The 25,651-nt window shown below is 72.0% G+C and carries 26 protein-coding genes and 2 pseudogenes; 11 read left to right on the top strand and 17 right to left on the bottom strand.

Annotation, left to right across the window (positions count from 1 at the left end):
* Nucleotides 1-32: 32 nt before the first annotated feature.
* From ABD198_RS00360 to ABD198_RS00340, 5 genes and pseudogenes are all read right to left on the bottom strand, one after another.
* Nucleotides 33-1,424 carry an MFS transporter gene (locus ABD198_RS00360; RefSeq protein WP_343997220.1) on the bottom strand — a complete coding sequence of 464 codons (1,392 nt, stop codon included), beginning with the start codon at nt 1,422-1,424 and terminating at the stop codon, nt 33-35.
* A gap of 229 nt (nt 1,425-1,653) precedes the next feature.
* Nucleotides 1,654-1,920: pseudogene (locus ABD198_RS00355) on the bottom strand (DUF6328 family protein); the annotation flags it as partial.
* 26 nt (nt 1,921-1,946) lie between these two features.
* Nucleotides 1,947-3,482 carry an FAD-dependent oxidoreductase gene (locus ABD198_RS00350; protein ID WP_343997219.1) on the bottom strand — a complete coding sequence of 512 codons (1,536 nt, stop codon included), beginning with the start codon at nt 3,480-3,482 and terminating at the stop codon, nt 1,947-1,949.
* An 84-nt stretch (nt 3,483-3,566) separates the two neighbouring features.
* Nucleotides 3,567-4,481, bottom strand: a complete 915-nt coding sequence (locus ABD198_RS00345; RefSeq protein WP_343997218.1) for an AurF N-oxygenase family protein — start codon at nt 4,479-4,481, stop codon at nt 3,567-3,569.
* A 318-nt stretch (nt 4,482-4,799) separates the two neighbouring features.
* A pseudogene (locus tag ABD198_RS00340) lies at nt 4,800-5,582 on the bottom strand (SidA/IucD/PvdA family monooxygenase); the annotation flags it as partial.
* A 202-nt stretch (nt 5,583-5,784) separates the two neighbouring features.
* Here ABD198_RS00340 and ABD198_RS00335 point away from each other — a divergent pair.
* Nucleotides 5,785-6,846, top strand: coding sequence for a right-handed parallel beta-helix repeat-containing protein (locus ABD198_RS00335; RefSeq protein WP_343997216.1), 1,062 nt, complete (start codon nt 5,785-5,787; stop codon nt 6,844-6,846).
* A gap of 55 nt (nt 6,847-6,901) precedes the next feature.
* Complete coding sequence (locus tag ABD198_RS00330) at nt 6,902-7,930, top strand: methyltransferase (RefSeq protein WP_343997215.1); 1,029 nt, start codon at nt 6,902-6,904, stop codon at nt 7,928-7,930.
* A gap of 110 nt (nt 7,931-8,040) precedes the next feature.
* Here the strand turns inward: ABD198_RS00330 and ABD198_RS00325 are convergent, their stop codons facing one another.
* From ABD198_RS00325 to ABD198_RS00295, 7 genes are all read right to left on the bottom strand, one after another.
* Entirely contained in the window at nt 8,041-8,376 is a 336-nt protein-coding gene (locus tag ABD198_RS00325) for a TcmI family type II polyketide cyclase (protein ID WP_343997214.1), read from the bottom strand.
* 28 nt (nt 8,377-8,404) lie between these two features.
* Nucleotides 8,405-8,887, bottom strand: coding sequence for an SRPBCC family protein (locus ABD198_RS00320; RefSeq protein ID WP_343997213.1), 483 nt, complete (start codon nt 8,885-8,887; stop codon nt 8,405-8,407).
* A 2-nt stretch (nt 8,888-8,889) separates the two neighbouring features.
* On the bottom strand, nt 8,890-9,150 hold the full coding sequence (locus ABD198_RS00315) for an acyl carrier protein (protein WP_343997212.1): 261 nt from the start codon (nt 9,148-9,150) through the stop codon (nt 8,890-8,892).
* A 26-nt stretch (nt 9,151-9,176) separates the two neighbouring features.
* Complete coding sequence (locus ABD198_RS00310; RefSeq protein WP_343997211.1) at nt 9,177-10,421, bottom strand: ketosynthase chain-length factor; 1,245 nt, start codon at nt 10,419-10,421, stop codon at nt 9,177-9,179.
* Nucleotides 10,418-11,686: a beta-ketoacyl-[acyl-carrier-protein] synthase family protein gene (locus ABD198_RS00305; RefSeq protein WP_343997210.1), complete on the bottom strand. Its 1,269-nt coding sequence runs from the start codon at nt 11,684-11,686 to the stop codon at nt 10,418-10,420. The genes ABD198_RS00310 and ABD198_RS00305 overlap by 4 nt, the downstream gene beginning before the upstream one ends.
* Nucleotides 11,683-12,150 carry a cupin domain-containing protein gene (locus ABD198_RS00300; RefSeq protein WP_343997209.1) on the bottom strand — a complete coding sequence of 156 codons (468 nt, stop codon included), beginning with the start codon at nt 12,148-12,150 and terminating at the stop codon, nt 11,683-11,685. Before ABD198_RS00300 ends, ABD198_RS00305 begins: the two co-directional genes overlap by 4 nt.
* A gap of 71 nt (nt 12,151-12,221) precedes the next feature.
* The gene (locus ABD198_RS00295) at nt 12,222-13,346 is read right to left on the bottom strand and encodes a SchA/CurD-like domain-containing protein (RefSeq protein ID WP_343997208.1); all 1,125 of its coding nucleotides are present in this window, start codon (nt 13,344-13,346) and stop codon (nt 12,222-12,224) included.
* 272 nt (nt 13,347-13,618) lie between these two features.
* Between ABD198_RS00295 and ABD198_RS00290 the strand changes: the two genes are divergently transcribed.
* On the top strand, nt 13,619-15,271 hold the full coding sequence (locus ABD198_RS00290) for an FAD-dependent oxidoreductase (RefSeq protein ID WP_343997207.1): 1,653 nt from the start codon (nt 13,619-13,621) through the stop codon (nt 15,269-15,271).
* A gap of 123 nt (nt 15,272-15,394) precedes the next feature.
* Here the strand turns inward: ABD198_RS00290 and ABD198_RS00285 are convergent, their stop codons facing one another.
* Nucleotides 15,395-16,363, bottom strand: coding sequence for a hypothetical protein (locus tag ABD198_RS00285; RefSeq protein WP_343997206.1), 969 nt, complete (start codon nt 16,361-16,363; stop codon nt 15,395-15,397).
* A gap of 98 nt (nt 16,364-16,461) precedes the next feature.
* Complete coding sequence (locus tag ABD198_RS00280; RefSeq protein WP_343997205.1) at nt 16,462-17,907, bottom strand: glyceraldehyde-3-phosphate dehydrogenase; 1,446 nt, start codon at nt 17,905-17,907, stop codon at nt 16,462-16,464.
* Between the two features lie 224 nt (nt 17,908-18,131).
* Between ABD198_RS00280 and ABD198_RS00275 the strand changes: the two genes are divergently transcribed.
* Nucleotides 18,132-18,542, top strand: a complete 411-nt coding sequence (locus ABD198_RS00275; protein WP_343997204.1) for an SseB family protein — start codon at nt 18,132-18,134, stop codon at nt 18,540-18,542.
* A gap of 21 nt (nt 18,543-18,563) precedes the next feature.
* Here the strand turns inward: ABD198_RS00275 and ABD198_RS00270 are convergent, their stop codons facing one another.
* Nucleotides 18,564-18,959 carry a MarR family winged helix-turn-helix transcriptional regulator gene (locus ABD198_RS00270; RefSeq protein ID WP_343997203.1) on the bottom strand — a complete coding sequence of 132 codons (396 nt, stop codon included), beginning with the start codon at nt 18,957-18,959 and terminating at the stop codon, nt 18,564-18,566.
* Nucleotides 18,960-19,190: 231 nt separating this feature from the next.
* Between ABD198_RS00270 and ABD198_RS00265 the strand changes: the two genes are divergently transcribed.
* The 6 genes from ABD198_RS00265 to ABD198_RS00240 all read left to right on the top strand — a co-directional run bounded on the left by ABD198_RS00265 (nt 19,191) and on the right by ABD198_RS00240 (nt 23,299).
* Nucleotides 19,191-19,448, top strand: coding sequence for an ArsR/SmtB family transcription factor (locus ABD198_RS00265; protein ID WP_343997202.1), 258 nt, complete (start codon nt 19,191-19,193; stop codon nt 19,446-19,448).
* A gap of 208 nt (nt 19,449-19,656) precedes the next feature.
* Nucleotides 19,657-20,112, top strand: a complete 456-nt coding sequence (gene crcB, locus ABD198_RS00260) for a fluoride efflux transporter CrcB (RefSeq protein WP_343997201.1) — start codon at nt 19,657-19,659, stop codon at nt 20,110-20,112.
* Nucleotides 20,109-20,486, top strand: a complete 378-nt coding sequence (crcB, locus tag ABD198_RS00255; RefSeq protein WP_343997200.1) for a fluoride efflux transporter CrcB — start codon at nt 20,109-20,111, stop codon at nt 20,484-20,486. The genes crcB (ABD198_RS00260) and crcB (ABD198_RS00255) overlap by 4 nt, the downstream gene beginning before the upstream one ends.
* A 47-nt stretch (nt 20,487-20,533) precedes the next feature.
* Nucleotides 20,534-21,268 (top strand): FadR/GntR family transcriptional regulator, encoded by a 735-nt coding sequence (locus ABD198_RS00250; RefSeq protein ID WP_343997199.1) that lies wholly within the window; start codon nt 20,534-20,536, stop codon nt 21,266-21,268.
* On the top strand, nt 21,268-22,284 hold the full coding sequence (locus ABD198_RS00245; RefSeq protein ID WP_343997198.1) for an asparaginase: 1,017 nt from the start codon (nt 21,268-21,270) through the stop codon (nt 22,282-22,284). Before ABD198_RS00250 ends, ABD198_RS00245 begins: the two co-directional genes overlap by 1 nt.
* Before the next feature lie 88 nt (nt 22,285-22,372).
* Nucleotides 22,373-23,299 (top strand): glutaminase, encoded by a 927-nt coding sequence (locus ABD198_RS00240; RefSeq protein ID WP_425580387.1) that lies wholly within the window; start codon nt 22,373-22,375, stop codon nt 23,297-23,299.
* Nucleotides 23,300-23,336: 37 nt separating this feature from the next.
* On the opposite strand, the gene ABD198_RS00235 is transcribed toward ABD198_RS00240, so the two are convergent.
* Together ABD198_RS00235 and ABD198_RS00230 are read right to left on the bottom strand one after the other, a co-directional pair.
* Nucleotides 23,337-24,518: a D-alanyl-D-alanine carboxypeptidase family protein gene (locus tag ABD198_RS00235; RefSeq protein ID WP_343997197.1), complete on the bottom strand. Its 1,182-nt coding sequence runs from the start codon at nt 24,516-24,518 to the stop codon at nt 23,337-23,339.
* Between the two features lie 100 nt (nt 24,519-24,618).
* Nucleotides 24,619-25,017, bottom strand: coding sequence for a nuclear transport factor 2 family protein (locus ABD198_RS00230; protein ID WP_343997196.1), 399 nt, complete (start codon nt 25,015-25,017; stop codon nt 24,619-24,621).
* A gap of 69 nt (nt 25,018-25,086) precedes the next feature.
* Between ABD198_RS00230 and ABD198_RS00225 the strand changes: the two genes are divergently transcribed.
* Nucleotides 25,087-25,650: a PadR family transcriptional regulator gene (locus tag ABD198_RS00225; RefSeq protein WP_343997195.1), complete on the top strand. Its 564-nt coding sequence runs from the start codon at nt 25,087-25,089 to the stop codon at nt 25,648-25,650.
* Nucleotide 25,651 lies beyond the last annotated feature (1 nt).

The raw sequence follows: 25,651 nt of genomic DNA, 5'->3' as shown, positions 1-25,651 counted from the left end.
CACGGGGGCCGGTGGAGCGGAGTCGCGGGGCGTCAGACGGTCGGAGCGTCCTCCGTCTTCTGGGCCTCGACCGGCCCGGTGGTGCCGCCGGAGGAGGCGATGTCCGCCAGGTCCCGGTGGCGGGTCTCCTTCGCCGCCGCCAGGGCCACCACGGTCAGCAGGCTCGCCGCGATGACATACAGCGCGATCGGCACGGAGGTGCCGTAGGCGTCCAGCAGCGCGGTGGCGATCAGCGGGGCGGGCGCGCCCGCCGCCACCGAGGCGAACTGGGCGCCGATGGAGGCACCCGAGTAGCGCATCCGGGTCGCGAACATCTCGGAGAAGAACGCCGCCTGCGGTGCGTACATCGCGCCGTGCAGCACCAGACCCACGGTCACCGCCAGGAGCAGCGCCCCGAAGCCGCCGGTGTCGATCAGGGCGAAGAACGGGAACATCCACAGCGCCACACCGGCCGCACCGATCAGATACACCGGCCGCCGGCCGATCCGGTCCGACAGCGCGCCCCAGGCCGGGATCACCGCGAAGTGGATCGCCGAGGCGATCAGCACCGCGTTCAGCGCGGTCTGCTTCGAGACACCGGCCGAGACGGTGGCGTACACCAGGATGAACGCGGTGATCACGTAGTAGCTGATGTTCTCCGCCATGCGGGCGCCCATGGCGACCAGCACATCACGCCAGTGGTGCTTGAGCACCGCCACCAGCGGCATCCGCTCGGCGACGGCGGTGGCCTCCGCCTTGCGCGCCTCGGCCCGCTCCAGCGCCTGCCGGAACACCGGCGACTCGTCGACGGACAGCCGGATCCACAGACCGACGATCACCAGCACACCGGAGAGCAGGAACGGAATCCGCCAGCCCCAGCTGCCGAACGCCGCGTCCGAGAGCACCGCGGTGAGGAACGCCAGCACACCGGTCGCCAGCAACTGCCCGGCCGGAGCGCCCGTCTGCGGCCAGGACGCCCAGAAGCCACGCCGCTCGGCGTCCCCGTGCTCGGACACCAGCAGCACGGCGCCGCCCCACTCACCGCCCAGCGCGAAGCCCTGCACCAGCCGCAGCGCGGTGAGCAGCACGGGCGCGGCGCTGCCGATGGTGGCGTGGGTCGGCAGCAGACCGATCGCGAAGGTGGCCCCGCCCATCATCAGCAGGCTCAGCACCAGCAGCTTCTTGCGGCCCAGCCGGTCCCCGTAGTGCCCGAAGACCAGCGCGCCGACCGGCCGCGCCGCGAAGCCGACCGCGTACGTCAGGAAAGACAGCAGTGTGCCGACGAGCGGGTCGGACTCGGGGAAGAACAGTTTGTTGAAGACCAGCGCGGCGGCCGAGCCGTACAGAAAGAAGTCGTACCACTCGATGGTGGTGCCGATGAGGGACGCGGCGACGATGCGCTTCAGATTCGACGGCGTCGGGGGAGCGGATGCTGCGGAGGCCATGTGCGCCACTTCCTCGTGTGCGGTGGGGACGGGGTACGGACGTGTCGGCACACGGTAGGAAGAGGCAGGTCGGGGGCACATGTGGCGGGCCACCATAGTTCCGGCCCAGGGTATGCGTGCGGGCACCATGCGGTGCCCGTGGAAGCTCCCTGTGGCGGCCGGACGCGGAACACGCGTCGGTGTAGCCGGTCAGCTGTCGCCGGTCAGCGTTGCCGGTCAGCGTTGCCGGTCAGCTCCCGTCGGCGGAGCGGCGGGCGGCGCGGCGGCGGAGGCGGAAGGGGAGGATGTACCAGCACGGGCCGAACCAGAGCATGACGCCCCCGGCCAGGGCTTCGGCCAGCACGCCGGGTATGACGAAGCGCAGGATCAGCAGCAGGGTGCAGCCGATGGTCAGGGCGAGCAGGACCATGCCGCAGCGCATCAGCCGGCAGGCGGCCTCCACCAGTTCGTCCTTCATCCGCTGCCCGGTCAGGAAGCGGTGGAGGGAGACGGGTGCGGACGCCGGTTCTCCCGGGACGTGGATCAGCGGCGCCGGCGCCGCCGGGCCAGGCGGTGGAAGGCCCGGGCGGTGCCGGTCGGGACGGGCAGGGCGCCCGCGATCGCGTCGGCGAGGAGGGTGCCGACCGTCTCCGCCGCACAGGCGCGGTTGGCGCCGATGCCGCCCGAGGGGCCGCGTTTGATCCAGCCCACGACGTAGGTGCCGGGCATGCCGGTCACCCTGCCGCGCTCGTGCGGCACGGTCCCGGTGGCCTCGTCGAACGGCAGCCCCGCCTGCGGCACCCCGCGATAGCCGATCGCCCGCAGCACCGTCCCGGCCGGGATCTCGGTGTCACCGTTCCCGCCCTTCACGCGCACCGCGCGGGTGGCGCGGTCGCCGTGGATCTCCAGCGGCGCGGAGTGGAAGCGGAGGACGATACGGCGTCGTTCGTCCGACGCGGCGGGGGACGGGGGCACGGACCAGTCGACCGGCTCGCGGGGCACGCCCTGCAGCACGGCCGCCTTGTCGCTCGGCCCGGCCTGGTCGATGGCCGGGGCGATCCTCGGGTCGTGGTCGTCGATCAGCAGGTCCACGCCGGAGAGGTGCTTCAGGGCGCGCAGCTCGGGCCGGGTGTACGCGGCATGCTCGGGGCCCCGGCGGGCCAGCAGCACCACCTCGCGCACCTTGCTGCGGCGCAGCTCCTCCAGCGCGTGCCGGGCGATCTCGGTGCCGGCCAAAGTCTGAGGAGGGGAGACCAGGATGCGGGCCACGTCGAGGGCGACATTGCCGTTGCCGATCACGACGACACGCTCGGACGAGAGGTCCACGGCGTCGGGCGCGACCTCAGGATGCCCGTTGTACCAGGCGACGAAGGTCGTGGCGGAGAGCGTGCCGGGCATGTCCTCGCCCGGGATGCCGAGCCGGCGGTCGGTGGCCGCGCCCACCGCGTAGATCACCGCGTCGTGGTGGGCGGCCAGTTCCTCCGCCGTGACGTGCTTGCCGACTTCGAGGCCGAGGTGGGTGCGCACGCGGGGGTGGGCGTGGACGTGGGCGAAGGTCTCGCTCACCTTCCTGGTGGACGGGTGGTCGGGTGCGACGCCGAAGCGGACCAGTCCGCCCGCGACCGGCAGCCGGTCGATGAGGGTGACCTCGGCGGGTGTGTGCAGCAGCAGGTCCTTGGCCGCGTACATCCCGGCCGGTCCGGTACCGACGACGGCGACCCGCAGCGGCCCGAAGCCGGACGGCAGCACGCGGTCGAAGACCGGCCTGCCCCAGGTGTGGAAGAGCGGGCCGGGTTCGGCCTCGTCGGGCTGCGCCGGAGCCTCGTCCTGTTCGTAGTAGGCGGCGTTGATCTCCGCGTACTCCTGCTGGCCGGCTGTCAGCCGGTCGACCGGGAAGATCGCGTCCACCGGGCACGCGTCGGCGCAGGCGCCGCAGTCGATGCAGGCCTTCGGGTCGATGTACAGCATCTCGGTGCTGCCGAAGGCCCGCTCGTCGGGAGTGGGGTGGATGCAGTTGACCGGGCAGACGGACACGCAGGTGGCGTCGTTGCAGCAGGTCTGGGTGATCGCGAAGGCCATGGTTCAGTCGTCCGCTCGGCTGAAGCTCGTGGGAGCAGGTGAGAGCAACTGTCGTAACTGTCGTGTCCTGGGCGGGACTTGGGTTCAGATGAGGCTGGCGCGCTTGTACCAGTACAGCGCCGGCCTGGTCAGCAGCCCCACCGAGCCGAGGAACTCCATGAGGCCGGCGCAGCTGGAGCGCAGCATGGCCTTGTGGTGCTCGTTGGCCCGCGCCTCGCGCACCGCGCGCTCCTCGTCCAGGCCGGCGTTGGCGTACACCTTGCGGTTCACCATGCTGGTGACGATCACGTAGGCCGCGATGGCGATGACGACCGCGTGGGCGCTGCGGCGAAGGCGTCCGGCGCGCGCGAGGTGCCTGCGCGTCTCCTCACGGGCGAACTTCATGTGCCGCGACTCCTCGACGACATGGATGTTGTTGATGGTGCGCACGAACGGCGCGACCCGCTCGTCGCGCATCCAGTCGCGCTGCATGACGTCGAGGACCTCCTCGGCGACCAGGATCGCCGCGTAGGCGGCCTCGCCGAAGGCGACGGTCTTGAACAGCCTGCCCAGTTCGAGCGCGACCCGGGGCGGGCGGTAGGCGGGGGCACCGAGCTTCTTCGCGCCGCGGGCGAACATGATGGAGTGGCGGCACTCGTCGGCGATCTCGGTGAGCGCCCACTGGAAGGTGTCGTCCGTGGGGTCCTTGGCGTAGATGTCGCGCAGCACCATCTGCTGCAGGATCATCTCGAACCAGATGCCGGTGCAGGCGACGGACGCGGCCTCCTGGCGGGTCAGCGCCCTGCGCTGCTCCTCGGTCATCTCGTTCCAGTACGCCGTCCCGTACAGGGTGCTCCACTCGGGGCTGGCGCCGTGATAGCCGGTGTCCAGCGGCGTCTCCCAGTCGACCTCGGTGAGCGGGTCGTAGGAGAGCTGCGCGGAGGAGTCGAGCAGCCGGCGGGCGACGCCCTCTTCGGCGGGCTGGGGCGTGGTGTCCGGCCGCGAGATGCTCAGTGCCATGGTGCGGGGCTCCTCGGTCAGTCCGTGCGATGCACTCGGCCTCGCTGCGCCCACCGGGACTTACCCGCGGTAACGGCGGGAGGCTTGCTGACGGACTGTATAGCAAGAGCGTGCCGCTGCCTACCCCCTGGTAACAGCACGACGAAAACTTCGTGGTCCTTCGCCATGCCGCGGTCGATGTCCGCTCAGCGGTCCACCTCCGCTCAGCGGTCCACCTCCGCTTAGCGGCCCGCCTCCGCTTAGCGGGCGTCTCCGCTCAGCCGGCCGTCTCCGCGGCGCGGCACGCGGACCGGCGCCGGCGTTCCCTGTGCGGACCGGCTACCCGCGAGCGAGATCCGCCGTCGCCCGCGGCTGCGCCGAGCGGCGGCGGCCCAGCAGGGACGCGCAGATCTCGCCGGAGCGGACGGCCGTGGTGGAGAGCAGGGTCGAGGTGACGCCGTGGGTGTGCTCCGTGCCGCCGCCCTGGAGGTAGATGTCCGCGGTGACGTCGTTGGCGTTGGTCTCCACCCGGTGGTCGCGCCCGACGCGCAGCTGGTCCTCCTCGTCGCGCAGGCAGAGCTTGGCGCTCTCGCCGAGGTTGTCGGCGAGGCTCCGCGGCCGGTTGCCGGTCGCGCAGACGAGAAGATCGCGGGGGAGGGTCTCGCGTTCACCGGTCGGCAGGTATTCCATCGTCACCTCGACGCCGTCCTGAAGGGTGGCCACCTCGCGGATCCGGGAGACGTTCATCATCCGCAGCCGCTGCCTGCCCTGCACCTTCTCCTGGTACGTCGTCCGGGACAGCGACTCGATCAACTCCAGGTCGGCGACAGAGTAGTTGGTGCTGCGGTGGTAGTCGAACAGCGAGCGCTTCACATCGGCCGGGGCCCGGTAGAAGATTTCGACCGCCTCGGGGCCGAAGATGCGGTTGGCGAACGGGCTGTCGTCGGCGGGCGTGTAGCCGTACTTGCCGAACACCGAGCAGATCTCAGCGCGCTCCCCGGTCCGGGCGCACTCGACGGCGCCGCGCTGCACGGTCAGTCCGGCGAGCACCGGCACCAGCGCCTCGCCGGCCTGATGGCCCATGCCCGACAACGCGCCGAGAGCGACGGCGCGCCGCTGGGGCCACCACCGTGTCGGCCCTTGCCCACCGCGTCGAACTTAGGTAACCCTAACCACGACATGTACGGGGCGGCTAGCCCTTTGACGGCCCGTCGTCCAGCATTTCTGACGGCCCGTCGCCTTTTCCCGCCGGACGGCCTACCAGGCGCTTCCGCGCGGGTGATCAGCGGTGGCGGCCCGGGAAACCGCCTCATAGCTTCGGCACATGACCAGACGAAACCTCACGTATCTCGCCTGTGCCGCGGCCGTGGTCGCCGCGGGCCTGGGAGCCACCCCGTCGGCCGCCGACCACAGCACCGTGCACCGCGTCCAGCCCGGCCAGTCCATCCAGAAAGCCGTGAACGCCGCCGAGCCCGGCGACACGATCCTCATCGCGCCCGGCATCTACAAGGAGCACGTCCGCGTCACCGTGCCGGACCTGACCCTGCGCGGCTCCGGCGCCGCCCGCACCGTGCTGGTGCCCGACAGCAAGGAGAAGGACGCCTGCGCCAAGGCGGGCAGCGGCGTCTGCGTCCTCGGGACCGACGACAAGCCCCTCAAGAACGTCTCCGTGCAGTCCCTGGCGCTGAGCGGCTACGCCAAGCACGGCCTGTGGGCCACCGGGACGGACCGGCTGAAGGTCCGCGGCGTGCTCGCCGAGAAGAACGGCACCTGGGGCATCGCCCTGGAACGCTCCGTGCGCAGCGTCATCGACCACAACGCCGCCCGCGACAACGGCGACGCCGGCCTGTTCATCGCCAACACCGTCGACACCGAGGAAGGCGCCCGCGACACCGACGGCACCCTCGTCCGCCACAACCGCCTGTCCGGCAACCGCATCGGCGTCACCGTGCGCCGGCTGCGCGACCTCAGCGTCGAGCACAACGAGGCCACCGGGAACTGCGCCGCCGTGTTCGTCGTCGGCGACGAGCGCTCGCCCCGCGCCGGCGACATGAGCGTCAGCTACAACCACATCCACGAGAACAACAAGTACTGCGCGGCCACCGCGCGGCTGCCCTTCCTGCAGGGCTCCGGCATCGTGCTCACCGGCGCCGAGAAGACCCGCGTGACCTACAACCGTGTGGAGAACAACCAGGGCACCTCCCCGCTGTCCGGCGGCATCGTGCTCTTCAAGAGCTTCGTCGGCACCCCCAACGAGAACAACGACATCCGCGACAACCTGGTGACCGGCAACAGCCCGGCCGACCTGGCCAACCGGGACACCGCCACCAACAACACGTTCAGCCGCAACACCTGCACGCTCTCCGAGCCCGCCGGCATGTGCTGACGCCCGTTCACCTCCCACACCCCCCACCGACAGCACTGCAGAAGCGAGGCAACGGATGACGACCGTTGATCAGGCTCCCCCGCCGCCCATGCGGCTGAGAGAGCTCGTTTTCGGGGCGGCCTGCGCCGCCGCCGTCCGCGCGGCCGTCCGCCTGGGCGTGGCGGACGCGCTGGACGACACCCCCATGACCGTGGACGAGCTGGCGGCGGCGGTGAAGTCCCAGCCGCACACCCTGCGCCGGCTGATGCGGGCGCTGACCTGCCAGGGCGTCTTCACCGAACGCCCCGACGGGACCTTCGCCCACACCGAGATGTCCCGGCTGCTGCGCGAGGACGACCCGCACAGCCTGCGCTACATCGCTCTGTGGTGCACCGAGCCGTGGACCTGGAACGTATGGCCGCTGCTGGACGAGGCGGTGCGCTCCGGCCGCAACGTCTTCGAGGACGTCTACGACCGGGAGTTCTTCCAGTACCTCAACGAGGCGGCCCCCGAGTCCGCGCATGTGTTCAACCGGGCCATGACCACCTCCAGCGAGCAGTCGGCGCGCGACGTCGCCCGGCTGCTCGACCTCGGGGACGTGTCCTCGGTGGTGGACATCGGCGGCGGCCAGGGCCACGTCCTGGCCAGCCTGCTGGAGAAGCACCCCCACCTGCACGGCACCCTGCTCGACCTGCCGGGCGTCGTGGAGAACGCCGACCCGCGCCTGCGCGAGGGCGGCGCGCTCGCCGACCGCGTCCAGGTCATCGCGGGGGACTGCCGCGAGACCATCCCGGTCACGGCCGATGTGTACATCATCAAGAACGTGCTGGAGTGGGACGACGACAGCACCCGCCGGGCCCTGGCCAACGTCCGTGCGGCGGCACGGCCCGGCGCCCGCGTCATCGTCATCGAGAACCTCGTCGACGACACCCCGTCGATGCGGTTCACCACGGCGATGGACCTGCTGCTCCTGCTCAACGTGGGCGGAGCCAAGCACACCCGGCAGTCCATGACCGACCGGCTCACCGACGCCGGCCTGGCCATCGGCGAGAGCAACCCGGTCAACGCCTATCTGCACGCCTTCGAGTGCACCGTCCCGAGGTGACGCCGGGCTCCGGCTGACGGAAACCGTCACCGGCCCTCTCCACACACACCGAGGCCGCCGGCTCTCGCGACTGACGCGAAACCGGCGGCCTCGGCCCAGATGCGCCCGCCTCACGAGGAGGCGTCGCGGTCCCAGCGGTAGAAGCACTGGGCCATGGCGTCCTTGGGGGAGCGCCACGTCGCAGGGTCGTAGGCGCTGACGTACGCCTCCAACCGCTCGCTGATGCCGCGGAACTCCGGGTGACCGGCCAGCTTGGCGATGGCCGGCCCCGGGTCCCGCTCCGCCTCGATGAGGTGCAGGTACACGTCGTCCCCGAACTGGAAGAGCCGGCGCCGCGTCACCCCGACCAGGTGAGGCAGCTCACCCCGGTCGGAGTCGGCGAAGATGTCGGCGATCTGCGGCGCCGACCCGGGCTTCATCCGGGCGACGATCAGGGCGTGGTGCATGCGCTGTGTCCTTTCCCTGGGCCCGCGGTCAGCGGGAGGACGCGACCGAGGCGTTCTCGCGCTCCCGGGCGGCCTGCTCGATGCGGTCCCGGATGAGGGCCATCTGGACGCGCGAGTTGCGGTTGATGTTGTCCGTCATCCACTCGTCGTCCACCGGCGCGTCCGGCTTCATCGCGAAGTCCTGCGTCCACTTCATCTGGACTCCGCCGGGCAGCTCCGTGTACTCCCACAGGATGTCCATGTGGGCGAACGGGCCGGTCTCCACCCGGCGCGCCTTCACCCGGCGCGCGGCACGGTCGGGGGTGCGCTCGGAGACCCAGCTCCACACCTTGCCGTTCTCGTCCGGGTGCATGGTGAGACGGAAGGTGGTGGTGTCGCCCTCCCGCGAGAGCACCTCGACCGAGGCGTACTCGCTGAACAGGTCCGGCCAGTTCTCCAGGTCGTTGGTCATCTCCCAGACCAGGTCGAAGGGAGCGTCGATGGTGATGCTGTTCTCGGTGTGTCCGGCCACTTTCAGGCTCCAGCCTTGAGGGTGCTGTTGACGAGGTCGAGGAACTCCTGGGGCGTCTTGCAGCGCTCCGAGTCGGGGGGAAGGGACCGGCCGTACCGGTTCTCCAGCTCGCCGACGATGCCGAGCAGGCCGAGCGAGTCCAGACCGAAGGAGTCGAACGGCGACTCGGCCGACTGCTTGAGCTCCTGCGGATCGACGGTGATGCCGGCCGCCTTCTTCATCAGAGCGGCCAGCTCGTCGAAGGTCACTTCGGTGGTGATCATGGGATCTGCTCCTTCCCCGCCCGGTCCTACCGGGCGGATTCGCCACCGCGGCGCACGACCAGCGCCGCGTTGGAGCCCATCAGTCCCCGGCTGAGGACCAGGGCCGTGCGCAGCTCGGCGGTGCGAGCGCGCTCCGTCACGAGATCGAGGTCGTGGCAGACGTCGAACACGTTGGGCGTGGGCGGCACCTGACCGTGTTCCATGGCGAGCACCGCGGCCACCGTGTCCAGCACCGGCGCCGCGCAGTAGGCCCGGCCGATGCCGGTCTTCGGCGCGGTGACCGGCACCCGCCGGCCGTGTCCGCCGAGCGCGTCGCCGATCGCCAGCGCCTCGGCGCGGTCCGCCTCCGGCACGCCCATCGCGTCGGCGAAGACCACGTCGATCTCCTCGGGCGCGCAGCCCGCCTCGTCGAGGGCGCCGCGGATCGCACGGGCCAGCCCCTCGCGTGAGTCGGTCCAGCGGGCCGCGCTGGTGAAGGTGGCGGCGTGCCCGGCCAGCGTGGCCCGCACCGGCACCCCGCGCTCCCGGGCTTTGCGCTCGTCCTCGACGACCAGCAGCGCACCGCCCTCCGCCGGCACGAAGCCGCAGGCCGAGGAGGTGAACGGGCGGTAGGCGCGGTCCGGTTCGGCGACGGTGCTCAGCTCGGGGTAGCCGAGCTGGCACACCATCGAGTACGGGGCGAGGGGCGCCTCCGCCGCACCGACCAGCATGGTGTCGGTGCCGCGGCGCACCGCCCGCGCCGCGTGCGCGAGGGAGTCCAGACCGCCCGCCTCGTCGCTGGCCACCACCCCGCACGGCCCCTTGAAGCCGCCCCGGATGGAGATCTGGCCGGTGCTCGCCGCGTAGAACCAGGCGATCGACTGGTAGGGGCCCACGAACTTCGACCCCTGACCCCACAGCTTCTGCAGCTCCCGCTGGCCGAACTCGCCGCCGCCGCTGCCCGCGGCGGTGACCACGCCGACGGAGAACGGCTCGGCCGGGCCGCTGCCGAGGCCGGCGTCGTCCAGCGCGAGGGCGGCGGCGGCCATCGCGAAGTGGCTGAACCGGTCGGTCTGCACCAGGAACCTGTCCTCGATGAGCGCCGACGGGTCAAAGCCCTGTACCTCGCCCGCCACCTGGAGCGGCATGTGCCCGCAGCCCTCGCGGGTGATGCGGTCCAGCACGCTGAGACCTTCGCGCACGGATTTCCAGTACGCGTCCGTGCGCTGTCCGTTGGGCGCGATCACCCCGATACCGGTGATGGCGGCGCGCCCGGAGCGCTGAGTGCTCATGGTGTCCTCCCGCCCGGCCCGACGAGCAGCACCGCGGACTGGAAGCCGCCGAAGCCGCTGCCGACGGAGAGCACATGCTCGAGCTTCCGGGGGCGCGCGGTGCGCGGCACATAGTCCAGGTCGCACTCCGGGTCGGGGGTCTCGTAGTTCGCCGTCGGCGGCACCACCTGGTGCTTCATGGCGAGGACGCACGCGACCACCTCGATCGCGCCGATCGCGCCCAGCGAGTGCCCCACCATCGACTTGATGGAGCTCATGGGTGTGTCGTAGGCGTGTGCGCCCAGGGACCGCTTCACCGCGGCCGTCTCGTGCCGGTCGTTCTGCCGGGTGCCCGAGCCGTGCGCGTTGACGTAGTCGATCTGCGTGGGGTCGATCCGGGCCTGGTCGAGCGTGGTGTCGATCGCCCGGGCCATCTCCAGCCCCTCGCTGGTCAGACCGGTCATGTGGTAGGCGTTGCCGTAGGTGGCGTAGCCGCTGAGCTCGCAGTAGATCTCGGCCCCTCGGGCCCGCGCGTGCTCGTACTCCTCCAGGACCAGCACCGCCGCTCCCTCACCCATCACGAAACCGTCGCGGTGGGCGTCGAAGGGGCGGGAGGCGTGCTCGGGGTCGTCGTTGTTGGGCGACGTCGCCTTGATGGCGTCGAAGCACGCCATGGTGATCGGGGATATCGGCGAGTCCGAGGCGCCCGCGATGCACACGTCCGCCCGGCCCTCGGCGATGATGTGGAAGGCGTAGCCGACCGCGTCCAGACCCGAGGTGCAGCCGGTGGAGACCGTCTGCACCGGGCCCTTGGCGCCGAACTGCTCGGCGACCACCGAGGCGAGCGTGCTCGGCGAGAACGCCAGATGCAGCTTCGGGTCCGCCTTCTCGTGGTCCACGTCCCAGCGCCGGCCGTGCTCGCTGACCAGGACGTAGTCGTGCTCCAGCCGGGTGGTGCCGCCGACCGCGCTGCCCAGCGACACCGCGGTGCGCCAGGGGTCCTCGGCGGTGGTGTCGATCCCCGAGTCGCGCACCGCCTCGCGGGCCGCCACCACGGCGAACTGGATGTACCGGTCCGCGTGCTGGCACAGCTCGGCGTCCAGGCCGTGCTCGAAGGGGGCGAAGTCGCACTCGGCGGCTATGCGCGAGCGCAGTCCGGCCGGGTCGAACAGGGTGATGCCGCGGGTGGCGGTGCGGCCGGCCGAGAGCAGGTCCCAGAAGGCCGTCGCCCCGATGCCGCCGGGAGCGACCACACCGACACCGGTGACGGCCACTCGGCGGGTCATTTTATGGCCCCGCTCGGCTCGGACGGCCGGCCGCGCTCCGGCCCGCCGACCGTCAGCTGCGGTCCCGCCTCGGCGCTCTCGTTCTCCTCGGTGTCCACATGGCCGAGACTCGGATGCGGGGCCAGCGGACCGAGGTGGAACACCATCCGGGCCTCGGTGCCGCCGACGTTGCGGAAGCGGTGCCGCATGTCGACGGGGATCATCAGACCCTGGTCGGCGCGGAGCGGATACGGCTCGCCGTCCAGGTCGACCTCGAGCTGCCCGTTCACCACGAACACGAACTCCTCGGAGTACGGGTGGTAGTGCTCGGCGATCCGCTCACCGGGCTGGACGATCGCCAGACCCATGAAGCCGCTGGTGGAGCCCACCGTGGCCGGGGTGAGCAGGGTCCTGAGGTCACCTCCGCGCCGTCGGTTGGGTTCCGTCTCGCTCAGGTCCACGATGCGTGGATGCTGCTTGGACATGGTTGATACCTCCGGGTGTGCCGGTGACGTCCGGGCGCCGCGAAGGCCGCGGACGCCACCGCGGTTGACCGTCAGGCCTCCGCCGAGCTGCGGTCGGTGACGGGCATCATGTCGGCGTGCGACAGGAGCCGGTTGAGGGTGCGCTCCGAGTCGAGGGAGCCCTCGACGCCGATGGCGGCGCCGTCCAGCAGCCGCTGGAGCTCGGCCGCCTTGCCGGGGCCCTTGATGCCGAGAGCGGCCGGGATGTCGAGGTCCAGGTCGCGGGTGACGTCCACCAGGCGGACCACGATGTCGTCGCGCTGGAAGACGGTGCTGGCGTACACCGGGCTGTCCGGGTCCTCGGCCGCGGCCTCGTCCTGGTGGGCGAGGAACCGGGCCAGTTCCATGCCGCGGCCGGAGACGGCCGGGTAGTACAGCATGTGCCGGCGCAGACCGGCGGGCTCCGGGCGGCCCTGCACCACGTGGTGCACGGCCGGGAGCGCGGCACGGGTGAAGAACACCCGCGCGGAGTCGGGGTCGGTGAGATCGCGGTCCTGCTCGAGATACGGGTTGATGGCCTCCTCGACCGCCCGTACCTCGGGCTGGCGCGCCACATGGCGCAGCGCCGCCAGCAGGTCGCCTTCGACCTCCACGGCGCGCACGACCCGGTTGCCGTGCATGAACAGGGAGGTGCGGCGCAGCCGGGTGGTCTCGTCGACCTGCGCCTTGGGGGACTGGTAGCCGGCCAGCAGCTCGGCGACCTTGGACTCCGAACCGGGCTTGACGGTGAAGGTGAGCGCGTGGCGGGCCACCCCGTCGCCGACCCGGACCGCGGCCTGCAGACCGTCCCGCGCCCGCTCGGGGGCGAGGGGCCGTTCGGGGAGCGTCTCGCGCAGGATGCTGTAGCGCATCGAGCGGGTGTCCCGGACGCAGTTGTGCATCGGCCGTACGGTCTCCACGTGCTCCTCGCTGTTCACCCAGGCGAGGAACGGCGGGGCGCTCTCCCACTCGCTGGTGATCAGCCACTGCGAGGGGTTCTCTATCGACTGGCAGAGCTGGTCACTGATGTGTCCGGGGACGGACGCGACCTTGTTGCGCATGTGCTCGTAGGCCTCGAGGAACTCCTCCTGAGCTCCCTCGTACAGGTCGAGCAGCAGGATCACCCGCAGCCGCGAACCGTCGAAGGCCGACTGGGATATGCGTCCCGACATGGTCATCCGGCGCACCTCTCCTCATTCTCATGGAAGTCCGTGCACAAGTCCTTTGCGGATGTTCGTCACGGAAGGTCAGGAACGACCGCGGTGTCCGAAGGGCCGGGGTCGCCATGTGTCGATGGTCGGCGGGCTCCGCGGGGTGCGCGAGCGCCACGGGGCGAGTGGGTGAACCGTGTGCCAACCGGGTGCCGCCCCGACACGAAGGGGCCCGCACCGGGCATGCAATGTGCGTCCCCTTCCCACAGCCCGTCGCGTGCGACGCTGGAGGCGTTTCAATGAACCGAGTGGAAGAGGCCGGCGACGCTCACCGCACGCCCGTGCTCATCGTCGGCGGCTCACTGGTGGGCCTGTCCATGTCCCTGTTCCTGGGGCGCCTCGGCGTGCCGCACATCCTCGTGGAGCGGCACGCGGGCACCTCGATCCACCCCCGCGGACGCGGCAACAACGTCCGCACCATGGAGGTGTTCCGGACCGCCGGTGTCGAGGGACGCATCCACCGGGCGGCCAGCGTGCTGGCGGACAACCACGGCATCCTGCAGACCCCGACCCTGGTGGGTGACGCGGGGGAGTGGCTGTTCCGGGAGATCGACCCCGGCGGCGGGCTCGCCCGCTTCAGCCCCACCGCCTGGTGCCTGTGCAGCCAGAACGACCTGGAGCCGGTGCTGCTGGCGAGCGCCCGCGAACTCGGCGGCGACCTCAGGTTCGCCACCGAGATGATGTCCTTCGAGCAGGACGCCGACGGGGTGACGGCGCTGGTCAAGAGCCGGGAGACCGGCGAGCACACCACCATCCGCGCCGACTACCTGGTCGCCGCCGACGGCCCCCGCAGCCCGGTCCGGGAGCGGCTCGGCATCGGCCAGACCGGCCCCGGCGACCTCTTCCACAACGTCAGCGTCACCTTCACCTCGAAGGACCTGGCCGACGTCGTCGGCGACCGCCGGTTCATCGTCTGCTACCTGACCAACCCGGAGGCCGACGGGGCGCTGCTGCCGGTGGACAACCAGCGGCACTGGGTGTTCCACGCGCCCTGGCACCCCGAACGCGGCGAGCTGCTGGAGGAGTTCACCGACGAGCGGTGCGCCGACCACATCCGGCGGGCCGTCGGGGCGCCCGGCCTGGACGTCACCATCACCGGCCGGGCCGCCTGGCACGCCGCCGAACGCGTCGCGGAACGCTACGCCGACGGCAGGGTCTTCCTGGCCGGCGACTCGGCCCACGAGATGTCGCCCACCGGGGCGTTCGGCTCCAACACCGGCATCCAGGACGCGCACAACCTCGCCTGGAAGCTGGCCGCCGTGCTGGGCGGCTGGGCCGGGCCCGGACTGCTCGCCTCCTACGACACCGAACGCCGGCCGGTCGCCGAGGCGACCAGCGCCCGCGCCTCCACCCGCTCCGTCGAGCACAGCCACCCTGGCTACACCCCCGCCGAAGGCGCGGGCAAGCGCGGCGCGCGGGGCGGCATCCTCAACGTGGCCCTGGGCTACCGCTATCCGCGCGGCGCGGTGCTGGGCACCGACCCGGCGTCCCCCGTCGTCCCCGACGCGCTGGTGCTGGACGGCGCGCCGGGCAGCCGGGCCCCGCACCTGTGGCTGGAGCGGGCCGGCGAGCGGATCTCCACCCTCGACCTGTACGAACGGCACCCGGTGCTGCTCAGCTCCGCGGACGCGGGCTTCGCCTGGCACACCGCGGCCAAGCAGGTCGCCAAGGAGCTGAACGCGCCGCTGGACTCCCACCGCATCGGGCGCGGTGCCGAGGCGGACCTGGTTCCCGAGGGCGACCAGGACTGGGCGCGGGCCCACGGGGTCGGCGAGGACGGCGCGGTCCTGGTCCGCCCCGACGGCTTCGTCGCCTGGCGCTCCGAGCACCGCACCCCCGATCCGCTGCGGACCCTGCGCGAGGCGGTGCAGGCGATCCTCGCGCGCACCTGACCCGGCCTGCGGGGAGCCTGACCTGCGAGAAACGAGCGGCACCAGGTGTGCCGCTCGTTTGCGTGGGTGGTGACACGGCAGGGTGCGCCGTCAGGCCACCGGACCTGATCCGGCAGAGCGGGGTCAGGCCGTGCCGAGCCGGCCCTGCCGTCCGCGTTCCGCCTTGTCCCGGTACTGCTCGAACACCTGGACCGGGTCCCCCTCGGCCTGCCAGGGCCACGCGGTGACCGTGCCCTGCAGCACCTGGAACACCGGGTGCGCGTCCGCGGCCCGCCCCGCCGCGCACAGCGCGTAGGCCAGCATGTTGAGGTCGGCCAGCGCGCCCGCGTGCTGGAAGAAGCCCGGCTTGGGCCACAGCGCGGCGGCCTGGTCGAGCGCGGCGGCCGGCCGACCGCCGGACCACAGCTGACCGGCCGTCATGGCCCGCACCCCGCCCTGGACCAGCAGGCCCTGGTACTGCCGCACCGCAGCCGTCAGTTCGACGGCGGCGCACGGAGCGTTGGCCGGTATGTGCTCGCGGACCACGTCCAGGAAGTCCAGGACGGCCGCGCTCGATCCGCCCTCCTCCGGCGAGAGGTAGGAGATCATCTGCAGATACGCCTCGCGGTGCCAGCGGTCGCGGGCGGTGGCCTCCCGCCAGATGGCGTTCACATCGCGCTGCGCGTACCGCTCGATCCGTGCCACGCCGAGCAGTGTCACCCAGGGCAGCGGGTCCGCGGGGTCCAGCTCGCTCGCCCGGCGGCAGTCCTGCACCACCTGCCGCACGTCCCGCATCTGCCGCTCACGCAGTCCCCGCACCAGGGCGACCCTGCTGTGGAACACCAGCGCGTCGGCGCTGTCCGGCTCCTGGTCCACCCAGGCCGAGGAGATCGCCGTGTCGGCGGTCGCCTCGGCCAGGACGGACACCCGGTGGTCGCGGCGGTCCCAGTCGGCGCCGGTCTGCTCCAGCACCGTGGAGACGATGGCCACGTCCACCGCCCGGCTGTCGCCGCCCCGTTTGCTCAACTGCCGCAGAACGCGCGCCAGCACGGCGTCGTCGAGCGCGGGGGTGATACGGGGACGCTTGGCGGTACGACTGCTGAAGAGGGGCATGCCCGCAGACTAGGAACCCTTCGGGACCGGGCAACCCATAGCGGACGATCGTTACCGATCTGCCCCTCTTACCGGCGGTAGTGCCGCCTTCGGCACCGTCAGGGCGCCGGGGCCGGGTAGGTCGGGTACTCCACCCCGGAGACGTACTGCACGACCCGGACGACCTGGCAGGAGTAGCCGAACTCGTTGTCGTACCAGAGGTAGAGGATGGCGTTGTCGCCGTCGACCTTCAGCGCTCCGGCGTCCACGATCGAGGCGTGGCGGGAGCCGATGAAGTCGCTGGAGACCGCGTCGGGGGCGCTGATGAAGTCGATCTGGCGGCGCAGCGGCGAGGTCAGCGACACGTCGCGCAGGTAGTCCAGGACCTCCTGGCGGTCGGTCTCCCGGGCCAGCTGGAGGTTGAGGATGGCGATCGAGACGTCCGGGACCGGGACGCGGATCGAGCTGCCGGTGATCCTCGCCTTGAGGTCGGGCAGCGCCTTGGCGACGGCGGAGGCGGCGCCGGTCTCGGTGATGACCATGTTGAGCGGCGCGCTGCGGCCGCGGCGCTCGGACTTGTGGTAGTTGTCCAGCAGGTTCTGGTCGTTGGTGAACGAGTGGACGGTCTCCACGTGTCCGCGCAGCACGCCGAACTCGTCGTCCATCGCCTTCAGCGGCGGGACGATGGCGTTGGTGGTGCAGGAGGCGCAGGACAGGATCTGCTCGTCCGGCTTGATGGTGTCGTGGTTGACGCCGTGCACGATGTTGGGGACGTCGCCCTTGCCCGGCGCGGTCAGCACCACCTTGTCGATGCCGGGACGCAGGTGCTGGGACAGGCCCTCGCGGTCGCGCCACTTGCCGGTGTTGTCGATGAGGATGGCGTTCTTGATGCCGTACGCCGTGTAGTCGACCTTCTTCGGGTCGTCGGCGTAGATCACCTTGATCTCGTTGCCGTTGGCGACGATGGTGCTGTTCGCCTCGTCGACGGTGATGGTGCCCTGGAACTGGCCGTGGATGGAGTCACGGCGCAGCAGCGAGGCTCGCTTGACGATGTCCTGCTCGCCGCCGCCGCGGACCACGATGGCGCGCAGCCGCAGCCCGTTGCCCGAGCCGGCCTTCTCGATGAGCAGCCGGGCGACGAGCCGGCCGATGCGGCCGAAGCCGTAGAGGACGACGTCGCGGCCCTCGCCGCGCTCGATCTTGTTGGCGCCGGTGGCGCCGGCGACGGCCTCGGCGGTGAACGCCTCGACGGACAGCCCGCGGTCGTCCGTCTTGTAGGTCGCGGCGAGCATGCCGATGTCGATCTGGGAGGGGCCGAGGTCGAGCGTGGTGAGCGCCTGGAGGAACGGCAGCGTCTCGGTGACCGAGAGCTCCCGGCCGGTGATCTGCCGGGCGAAACGATGGGCCTTGAGGATGCTGACCACCGACTTGTTCACCAAGGAGCGGCTGTGCAGCAGGACGGTGACGTCCCGCTCGCGGTGCAGCTTCCCGATGATCGGGATCATCGACTCCGCGATCTCCTCGCGGTGCTTCCAATTGGTGAACGAGTCTTCGTTGACAGTCACTGGATCATCTTTCGAGCTAGACGGCGCTCATATGATAGCCATGCGGGCGCGGGGCTCCCGCGGGGGTCTCTATCCGGCCGGCGAGCAGGCTTGCGACTCATCGATGACTCATCGGGGAAGCAGCAGGATTGCGGCCCGGGTGATCGGGTACGCGTGCAGCACCGTGCCCGGGGCGGATCATGTCCCGGGCGGACCGCACAACCGCCGCAACCTGGGAAAACACCATGGAAACTCCCGCACCCGAGAACAACGCCCCGACGCCCGCCCAGCAGGCTCTGGACGCCCTCGCCGAGGACACCGAGAACGCGGCGGCTCTGGACGCCCTGGCCAGCAGTGACGTCCTGATCCCCGTGCCCGACGACGCCGCCGACGACGAGGCCGCCGACCCCGGCGCGGTCGCCCTGCCGGTGCTGGAGCAGCCCGGCGGCGCACAGGTGGTGCCCGTCTTCACCTCGGAGCTGGAGATGGCCGGGCTGCTGCCCTTCGTCTCCCGCTACCGTCTGGTGCCGCTCGGCGCGCTGGCCGCGCAGTGGCCGGCCGACGACCTGTCCCTGACCATCGACGGCAGCTCGGAACACCGTCTGACCCTCACCTCGGAGGGAGTGCGCACCCTGCTGGCCCGCCCCCAGGGCTGACTGTATCCGCGTCCGCCGCCGTCAGGCCCCGTCGCCCAGCGCGCGGGCCAGGGCAGCGCGCTGCAGGGGGAGCACCTCCGCGTGCAGCGCGCGCCCCTTCGGCGTAAGGGACACATAGACTCCGCGCCGGTCCTCCGCACACATACTGCGGGTGACCAGGCCGTCCTTCTCCAGGCGGGCGATCAGCCGGGACAGCGCGCTCTGGCTCAGATGCACCCGGCCCACCAGGTTCTGCACCCGGCACTGCTCGCCCTCCTCGGGCGTCGCGGCCACCAGCAGGTCCAGCACCTCGAAGTCCGAGGAGCCCAGCCCGTACGGGTGCAGCGCGCGGTCGATCTCGCCCAGGGTGCGGGCGTGGACCGCGAGGATCTCCCGCCACCGCTCCTCGAGCCGCATGCCGGTGGTGTGCGCTGCCATATTCGAACGGTAACACTCGTTCTACTTTGAATGAACGCGCATCGAGGCCGGTCCGCCCGGCCCTCGGAGGCGCCGGCTGCTTCACCCCTCAACCGGCCTGCCCGCCAGGGGAGTTGAGGAAGTATTTGCGCTTCTCCCGGACAAGCTGCCCGACAAGCGGGACGCGGAGGGCGGGGCTGCGGGACAGTGGAGGGGCCCGGAGAGAAGGACGCCCGGGCGGAGGTGGACGACATGCTCAAGGCCCCCGTCGACACGACCCGCATGCGCATCCTGGCGTGGCTGCGAGAGCCCGCCCTCGCCGAGACCGGCGTCACCGCGGAGGCCGTCGCCACCCGGTTCGGGCTCACCCACCCGGTCGCCCTCACCCACCTCCGCCTCCTCACCGCCATCGGCCTGCTGCACGCCACCCCGATCGGCGGCCGCGTGCACTACCGGCGCGACGAGGTCCGCATCGCCGACGTGGCCCGCCACTTCGAGAAGGGCTGGTAGGGGCGGGCCCGGCTCGGGCCCAGGGGGCGTCCGCAAAGTCACGTCGTCCGCCGCGCTACCCTGGTCCGCGGCCGTGGGCGCGTTGCCCGCGGCGCGGCGGTGGGGCCCGCCGTACCCGAACCGCGGCACGAGCGCCGCCAACGGTCCCTGCTTGCCACAGCGCGCGCCCGTGCGTCCGGGCCGCCCCGCGAGTAGGAGACGTACGACCGTGACCCTCACGAAGGCCCCGGCCCGCCCCACCGGCGCGACCCGCACCGCAGGCCCCCTCCAGGCACGCACCGTGGCCGCCGTCGCTCTCGGCGGGGGAGCGGGGGCCGCGGCGCGCCACGCGGCCGCCGTGCACTGGCCGACGCCGGCCCACGGATTTCCCTGGACCACCCTGTGGGTCAACATCGCGGGATGCGCGCTGATCGGCGTTCTGATGGTGCTCCTCACCGAGGCCCGCCGGACCCACCACCCGCTGCTCCGCCCGTTCCTCGGCACCGGCGTCCTCGGTGGCTTCACCACCTTCTCCACCTACACCGTGGACACCGCCCGGCTCCTCGCCGAAGGGCACGCCCGCACCGCACTCACCTACCTCGTCGCGACCCCGCTGGCCGCGCTCACCGCCGTGTGGCTCGCGGCACAGGCGACCCGGGGCATGCTCAAAGGGGCCGGGCGTTGACGACCTGGCTGCTCGTCGTCACCGGTGCCATGATCGGGGCCCCGCTGCGCTACCTCACCGACCGCGCCGTGCAGTCCCGGCACACCTCCGGCTTCCCCTGGGGCACCTTCACCGTGAACGTCGCGGGCAGCCTCGTGCTCGGGCTGCTCACCGGCGCGGTGGTCGCGGGCGCCGCGGGCTCCCGGCTCGCGCTGCTGCTCGGGACCGGGCTGTGCGGGGCGCTCACCACGTACTCGACCTTCTCCTGGGAGACCCTGCGGCTGATCGAGACCGGCGCCCGGAGCCGGGCGGCCGCCAACGTCGCCGGGAGCGTGCTGGCCGGTCTCGGCGCCGCCTGCGCCGGCCTGGCACTGGCGCCGGGGATCTGGTCCTGAGCGCCCCCGATTGACAGCGGCGGCCCCGCGACCGCACCATCGCTTCCGTGAACCTGTCAGACAGCCAGACAGGCGGGGTGCCCGGCCCGCGCCGCGTCAGCGCGATGGAGGCGGTGCTCGCCCACCTGCGCGGCGCCATCGAACGCGGCGAGTACGCCATCGGCGACAAGCTCCCCTCCGAGGCGGAGCTCTGCCGCACCCTCGAGGTCTCCCGGCCCGTGCTGCGCGAGGCGCTTCGGGCACTGCAGACCATGGGCCTGACCGTGTCCCGCACCGGCAGGGGCACCTTCGTGGTCGCCGACGCCGTGGCCGATCCCACATTCGGCGACTACTCGGCGGGGGACCTGCTGGAGGTGCGCCGCCATGTGGAGATCCCGGTGGCCGGCTACGCCGCCCTGCGCCGCACCCAGGACGACCTGGACCGTCTCTCCGCCCTGCTGGAACGCATGGAACGGGAGACGGACACCACCGCCTGGGTCGCCATGGACACCCGCTTCCACCTGGCCGTGGCCGAGGCGTCCCAGAACCCGGTGTTCCGCCGGGTCATCGAGGAGCTGCGGGACGCACTGGCCCGCCAGTCCGCGTTCCTCAACGAGCTGGGCGGCCGCCGCGAGCAGTCCGACCGGGAGCACCGGGCCATCCTCCAGGCCCTGATCGCCGGCTCGGAGCAGGATGCGACCGGAGCCATGACCCACCATCTCGACCGCGTCGAGAGCACTCTCGCCGACATCGTGCGCCGTGCGCGCCCGGTGCCGTCCCGACCCACGAGCAGCAGGCAGTGATGCACCACAGCACCCTCCCCGCGGACGCACCCCCGGTCCGCGAGCCCTTCCACGCCCCCGTCGCCCACCTCGTCCGCGGCGGGCTGGTGGAGGGCGTCCACTACGGCTCCGTCGTCGTCCTCGGCCCCGACGGCGAGCCGCAGTTCCGGCTGGGCGACCCCGAGGCCGCCTTCCATCCGCGGTCGGCGGTCAAGCCGCTGCAGGCCGCGGCGATGGTGCGGGCCGGCCTCCCGCTCGACGGCGAGCTGCTGTCCCTCGCCGCCGCCAGCCACTCCGGCGAGGAACGCCACCTCGCGGGAACGCGGCGCATCCTGGTGGCCGCCGGGCTCACCGAGCGGCACCTGCGCAACGTGCCGGACCTGCCGTTCGGCGCGGACGTGCGGGACACCTGGGTCCGCGAGGGCCGGGCGCCCTCCCGGCTCGCCCAGAACTGCTCCGGCAAGCACGCGGCCATGCTCCACACCTGCGTCCTCAACGGCTGGCCCCTGGACGACTACCTCGACCCCGCGCACCCGCTCCAGCAGATGGTGGCCGAGACCGTCGAGGACCTCACCGGGCAGCGCATCGCCCAGGTGACCGTCGACGGCTGCGGGGCGCCGCTGTTCTCCGTCTCCCTGCACGGACTCGCCCGCGCCGCAGCGCGGATCGCCACCGCCGCGCCCGGCACCCCCGAGGCCCGGGTCGCCGACGCGATGCGGCAGCACCCGGAGATGGCCTCCGGCGCCGGGCGGGACGTGGCCGCGCTGATGCGGGCCGTGCCCGGGCTGCTCGCCAAGGACGGCTTCGAGGGCGTGCAGGTGGCCGCCCTGCCCGACGGCCGCGCGGTCGCCGTGAAGATAGCCGACGGCGCCGACCGGGCCCGCGTCCCCGTCGCCGCCGCCGCGCTGGTCCGCGCCGGGGTGGACCCGGACTCGCTCGCCGCCTTCGCGGGGCAGCCCTTGCTCGGCGGGGGCCGCCCGGTCGGCGCCATTCGTCCGGTGCCCGCGCTCTCCCCACCGGCAGCCGCCCACGTCTGAGCCCGCGTCCGAGCCTCATCTGAGTACGCCCCCCGCATGCCGCCCAAGGGCCACCGGGCCCGGCGGGCCGGAACGGAGAACAGCCGTCATGACGATGTCGTCGACGAGCTTCGGGCCGGTCCTGGAGCGCATCGCCGAGGAGATCGAGCGGACCCCCGGCCGCGGCCGGCCCGCCGACTACATCCCCGCGCTCGCCGCCCGCGACCCGCGCAGCTTCGGCATGACCGTCGCCGAACTGGACGGCACCGTGTACGGGGTGGGGGACTGGCGGGAGCCGTTCTCGGCGCAGTCCGTCACCAAGGTGTTCACCCTCGCCCTGGACCTGGCCCGAGAGGGCGACGATCTGTGGGAGCACGTGGGCCGCGAGCCCTCCGGCAACCGCTTCAACTCCCTGGTGCAGCTGGAGTACGAGGACGGCATCCCGCGCAACCCGTTCATCAACGCCGGCGCGCTCGTCGTCACCGACCGGCTGCACACCCGCAGTGGCGACGCGGCCGGCGAACTGCTCGCCTTCCTGCGCGCCGAGAGCGGCAACCCGCAGCTCGGCTTCGACGAGGAGGTCGCCGCCTCCGAGTCCGCGCACGGGGACCGGAACGCCGCCCTGGCCCACTTCATGGCGTCCTACGGCAACATCGACAACCCGGTGCCGGTCCTGCTCGAGCAGTACTTCCGGCAGTGCTCCGTCGCCGCCTCCTGCGCCGACCTGGCGCTGGCCGCATCCTTCCTCGCCCGGCACGGCATCCGCGCCGACGGCACCCGGCTGCTCACCCGCAGCCAGGCCAAGCAGGTCAACGCCATCATGCTGACCTGCGGCACCTACGACGCGGCCGGAGACTTCGCCTACCGGGTGGGCCTGCCCGGCAAGAGCGGCGTCGGCGGCGGCATCATCGCCGTCGTCCCCGGCCGGTGCACGCTGTGCGTGTGGAGCCCGGGCCTGGACGAGCGGGGCAACTCCGTTGCCGGGGTGGCGGCCCTGGACCGCTTCACCACCCTGACGGGCCTGTCGGTGTTCTGACCCCGCCCTTCTGGTCATGTGAGCATTTGTCGCGTCGTCAGTCCGACGGCACCGGCCCCCAGGCGAGCCGCAGGGACACCCCCACCACCGCCCCGCCGAGCAGCGCGGCGCCCGCCACGGCCCAGGCCGCCCCGACGCGCCCCCCGTCGTCCAGGGCGCCCGCCCGAGCCGGACCGGGCCCCGCCTCGGGTCCCGTCAGCGGCTTGTCGCGCAGCGCGTCCAGCGACCCCACCGGATCGACCCGCCCCGCCGCCGCGAAGCCCCAGTCCAGCAGCTCCCTGGCCTCCTCATACACGGCGTGCGCCCCGCCCTCCTGAGGGTTCATCACGGTCGCCACGAGGGTGCGCCCGTCCCGGCGTGCCGCCGCCACCAGGGTGTGCCCGGCGTGGCTGGTGTAGCCGTTCTTGATGCCGATCAGCCCCTTGTAGGGCTCCACGTCGTCCGCGCCGGTGAGCAGCCGGTTGGTGTTGCGGATGGGGTAGCTGCTGCTGCCGTCGCGGGCCGGGAAGAGGGCGAAGCGCTTCTTGCAGTAGCGGGCGAATTCGGGGTTCTTCAGCCCCGCCCGGCCGAACACCGCCAGGTCGAAGGCGGAGGACACCTGACCGGGCGTGTCGTACCCGTCCGGTGACTTCACCCAGGTGTCGCGGGCGCCCAGCGCACGGGCCTTGGCCTCCATCCGCTCGGCCGTGACCCGCCAACCGCCGTTGAGCGCGGCCAGCACATGCACGGCGTCGTTGCCGGAGTTCAGGAACACCCCGTTCCAGAGGTCGGCCACCCGATACGTGCGATCCTCCGCCACGCCGACCAGGCTGCTGCCCGGTCCGATGCCGCGCAGCTCCTTCTCGCTGACGGTGTGCCGGATGCCGGCCGGCAGGGACGGCAGCACGGTGAGGGCGAACAGCGTCTTCAGCGTGCTGGCGGGCGGCAGCTTGCGGTGGGCGTTGCGCGCGGCGAGCACATCGCCGCTGCGGGCGTCGGCCACCAGCCATGCCCTGGCCGACAGTTCGGGAAGCTCGGGCGCCTTGCGGTGCGGGCGCACCTGCGTTCCGCGCCGGTACAGCAGCTTGGCGGGCGCCGCCTTCGTGGCCCGCGGGGCGGAGCCCGGTGACGGCCCGGAGTCCGCGGCCGTACTCGCCGCGGCGGGCGCGAGCACCAGCAGGCCCGCCGTGCACAGCACACAGGTGGACACGGCAGCCCGCGAAGCAAGTCCGATAGTCATACCGCAAACGTAGAAACGGCCCCCCGAGACAGCCCGCTGCCCCGGCCGAACGCGTCCCGCGAGCACCCGGATGCCACACTCCGGCGCGAGTGGGGAGGTGTCAGGCCGAGCGTTCCCGTGCCTCGTTGGCGATGCGCTCGAACTGGGCGCCCATGGCCTCCGCGAGTGCCTGGGCTCCCGACAGGGGGCGCACCATCACGGTGAACTCGTCGATGAGGCCGTTCTCGCCGAGGTGGAGGAAGTCGCAGCCCTCGACGGTGCGGTCGCCCACGCGGGCGGTGAAGACGAGGGCGTAGTCGCGGCCCGAGGCGTCGTTGATCTCCCGGACGTAGCGGAAGTCCTCGAACACCCGGGCCACCCCGCGCAGGATCGCCGCGGTCATCGCCTTGCCGGTGTACGGCTTGAACACGACGGGGCTGGTGAAGACGACGTCCTCGGCCAGCAGCGCCTCGGCGGCGTCCAGGTCGCGTGCCTCGATGGCCTCTCGGAATGCCTTCATCGCGGCTCCCATAGTCAACAAATTGAATAGGTGCGGATGAGAATAGTCGCCCGCTGCTACCGTGTCCACATGTCCCTCAAGTACGCCGTCCTCGCCGCCCTGCTGGAGGGCGAGGCCTCGGGCTACGAGCTGTCCAAGCTCTTCGACGTCTCGTTCGCCAACTTCTGGGCCTCCACCCCGCAGCAGCTCTACCGCGAGCTGGAACGGCTGGAGCGGGACGGTCTGGTCCAGGCGCGCGTGGTACGGCAGGAGCGGCGGCCCGACAAGCGGATGTTCTCCTTGACCGAGACCGGCCGCAGGGACCTGGAGACCTTCGCCGCGGCACCGCCGAAGAGGCCCACCGCCATCCGCGACGAACTCATGATCAAGATCCAGGCCATGGACGGTGTCGACCCCGAGGCGACCCGGGCCCTCGTCGAGGAGCGCGCGACCTGGGCGCGCGCCAAGCTCGACCGCTACGCCCGGGTGCGGGAGCGCCTGCTGGGCGGGCGCACCGAGGAGGAGTATCTGCGCCAGGCCGACCGGATCGGGCCGTATCTCACGCTGATGGGCGGCATCGCCTTCGAGGAGGAGAACCTGCGCTGGTGCGAGCGGGTGCTCTCGGTGCTGCGCAGCCGCGCCGCTCTAAGCTGAC

Origin of the sequence: Streptomyces thermocarboxydovorans (assembly GCF_039524635.1) — a bacterium.
GTDB lineage: Bacteria > Actinomycetota > Actinomycetes > Streptomycetales > Streptomycetaceae > Streptomyces > Streptomyces thermocarboxydovorans.
This window is presented reverse-complemented; position numbering and strand designations above follow the sequence as displayed.

Coding starts and splice junctions, on each gene's coding strand:
- ABD198_RS00345 (WP_343997218.1), bottom strand. CDS start 4,481: ATGGCACTGAGCATCTCGCGGCCGGACACCACGCCCCAGCCCGCCGAA.
- ABD198_RS00270 (WP_343997203.1), bottom strand. CDS start 18,959: ATGGCAGCGCACACCACCGGCATGCGGCTCGAGGAGCGGTGGCGGGAG.
- ABD198_RS00275 (WP_343997204.1), top strand. CDS start 18,132: ATGGAAACTCCCGCACCCGAGAACAACGCCCCGACGCCCGCCCAGCAG.
- ABD198_RS00295 (WP_343997208.1), bottom strand. CDS start 13,346: ATGACCATGTCGGGACGCATATCCCAGTCGGCCTTCGACGGTTCGCGG.
- ABD198_RS00300 (WP_343997209.1), bottom strand. CDS start 12,150: ATGTCCAAGCAGCATCCACGCATCGTGGACCTGAGCGAGACGGAACCC.
- ABD198_RS00310 (WP_343997211.1), bottom strand. CDS start 10,421: ATGAGCACTCAGCGCTCCGGGCGCGCCGCCATCACCGGTATCGGGGTG.
- ABD198_RS00315 (WP_343997212.1), bottom strand. CDS start 9,150: ATGATCACCACCGAAGTGACCTTCGACGAGCTGGCCGCTCTGATGAAG.
- ABD198_RS00225 (WP_343997195.1), top strand. CDS start 25,087: ATGTCCCTCAAGTACGCCGTCCTCGCCGCCCTGCTGGAGGGCGAGGCC.
- ABD198_RS00330 (WP_343997215.1), top strand. CDS start 6,902: ATGACGACCGTTGATCAGGCTCCCCCGCCGCCCATGCGGCTGAGAGAG.
- ABD198_RS00265 (WP_343997202.1), top strand. CDS start 19,191: ATGCTCAAGGCCCCCGTCGACACGACCCGCATGCGCATCCTGGCGTGG.
- ABD198_RS00335 (WP_343997216.1), top strand. CDS start 5,785: ATGACCAGACGAAACCTCACGTATCTCGCCTGTGCCGCGGCCGTGGTC.
- ABD198_RS00325 (WP_343997214.1), bottom strand. CDS start 8,376: ATGCACCACGCCCTGATCGTCGCCCGGATGAAGCCCGGGTCGGCGCCG.
- ABD198_RS00305 (WP_343997210.1), bottom strand. CDS start 11,686: ATGACCCGCCGAGTGGCCGTCACCGGTGTCGGTGTGGTCGCTCCCGGC.
- ABD198_RS00350 (WP_343997219.1), bottom strand. CDS start 3,482: ATGGCCTTCGCGATCACCCAGACCTGCTGCAACGACGCCACCTGCGTG.
- ABD198_RS00235 (WP_343997197.1), bottom strand. CDS start 24,518: ATGACTATCGGACTTGCTTCGCGGGCTGCCGTGTCCACCTGTGTGCTG.
- ABD198_RS00360 (WP_343997220.1), bottom strand. CDS start 1,424: ATGGCCTCCGCAGCATCCGCTCCCCCGACGCCGTCGAATCTGAAGCGC.
- ABD198_RS00245 (WP_343997198.1), top strand. CDS start 21,268: ATGCACCACAGCACCCTCCCCGCGGACGCACCCCCGGTCCGCGAGCCC.
- ABD198_RS00240 (WP_425580387.1), top strand. CDS start 22,373: ATGACGATGTCGTCGACGAGCTTCGGGCCGGTCCTGGAGCGCATCGCC.
- ABD198_RS00290 (WP_343997207.1), top strand. CDS start 13,619: ATGAACCGAGTGGAAGAGGCCGGCGACGCTCACCGCACGCCCGTGCTC.
- ABD198_RS00230 (WP_343997196.1), bottom strand. CDS start 25,017: ATGAAGGCATTCCGAGAGGCCATCGAGGCACGCGACCTGGACGCCGCC.
- ABD198_RS00285 (WP_343997206.1), bottom strand. CDS start 16,363: ATGCCCCTCTTCAGCAGTCGTACCGCCAAGCGTCCCCGTATCACCCCC.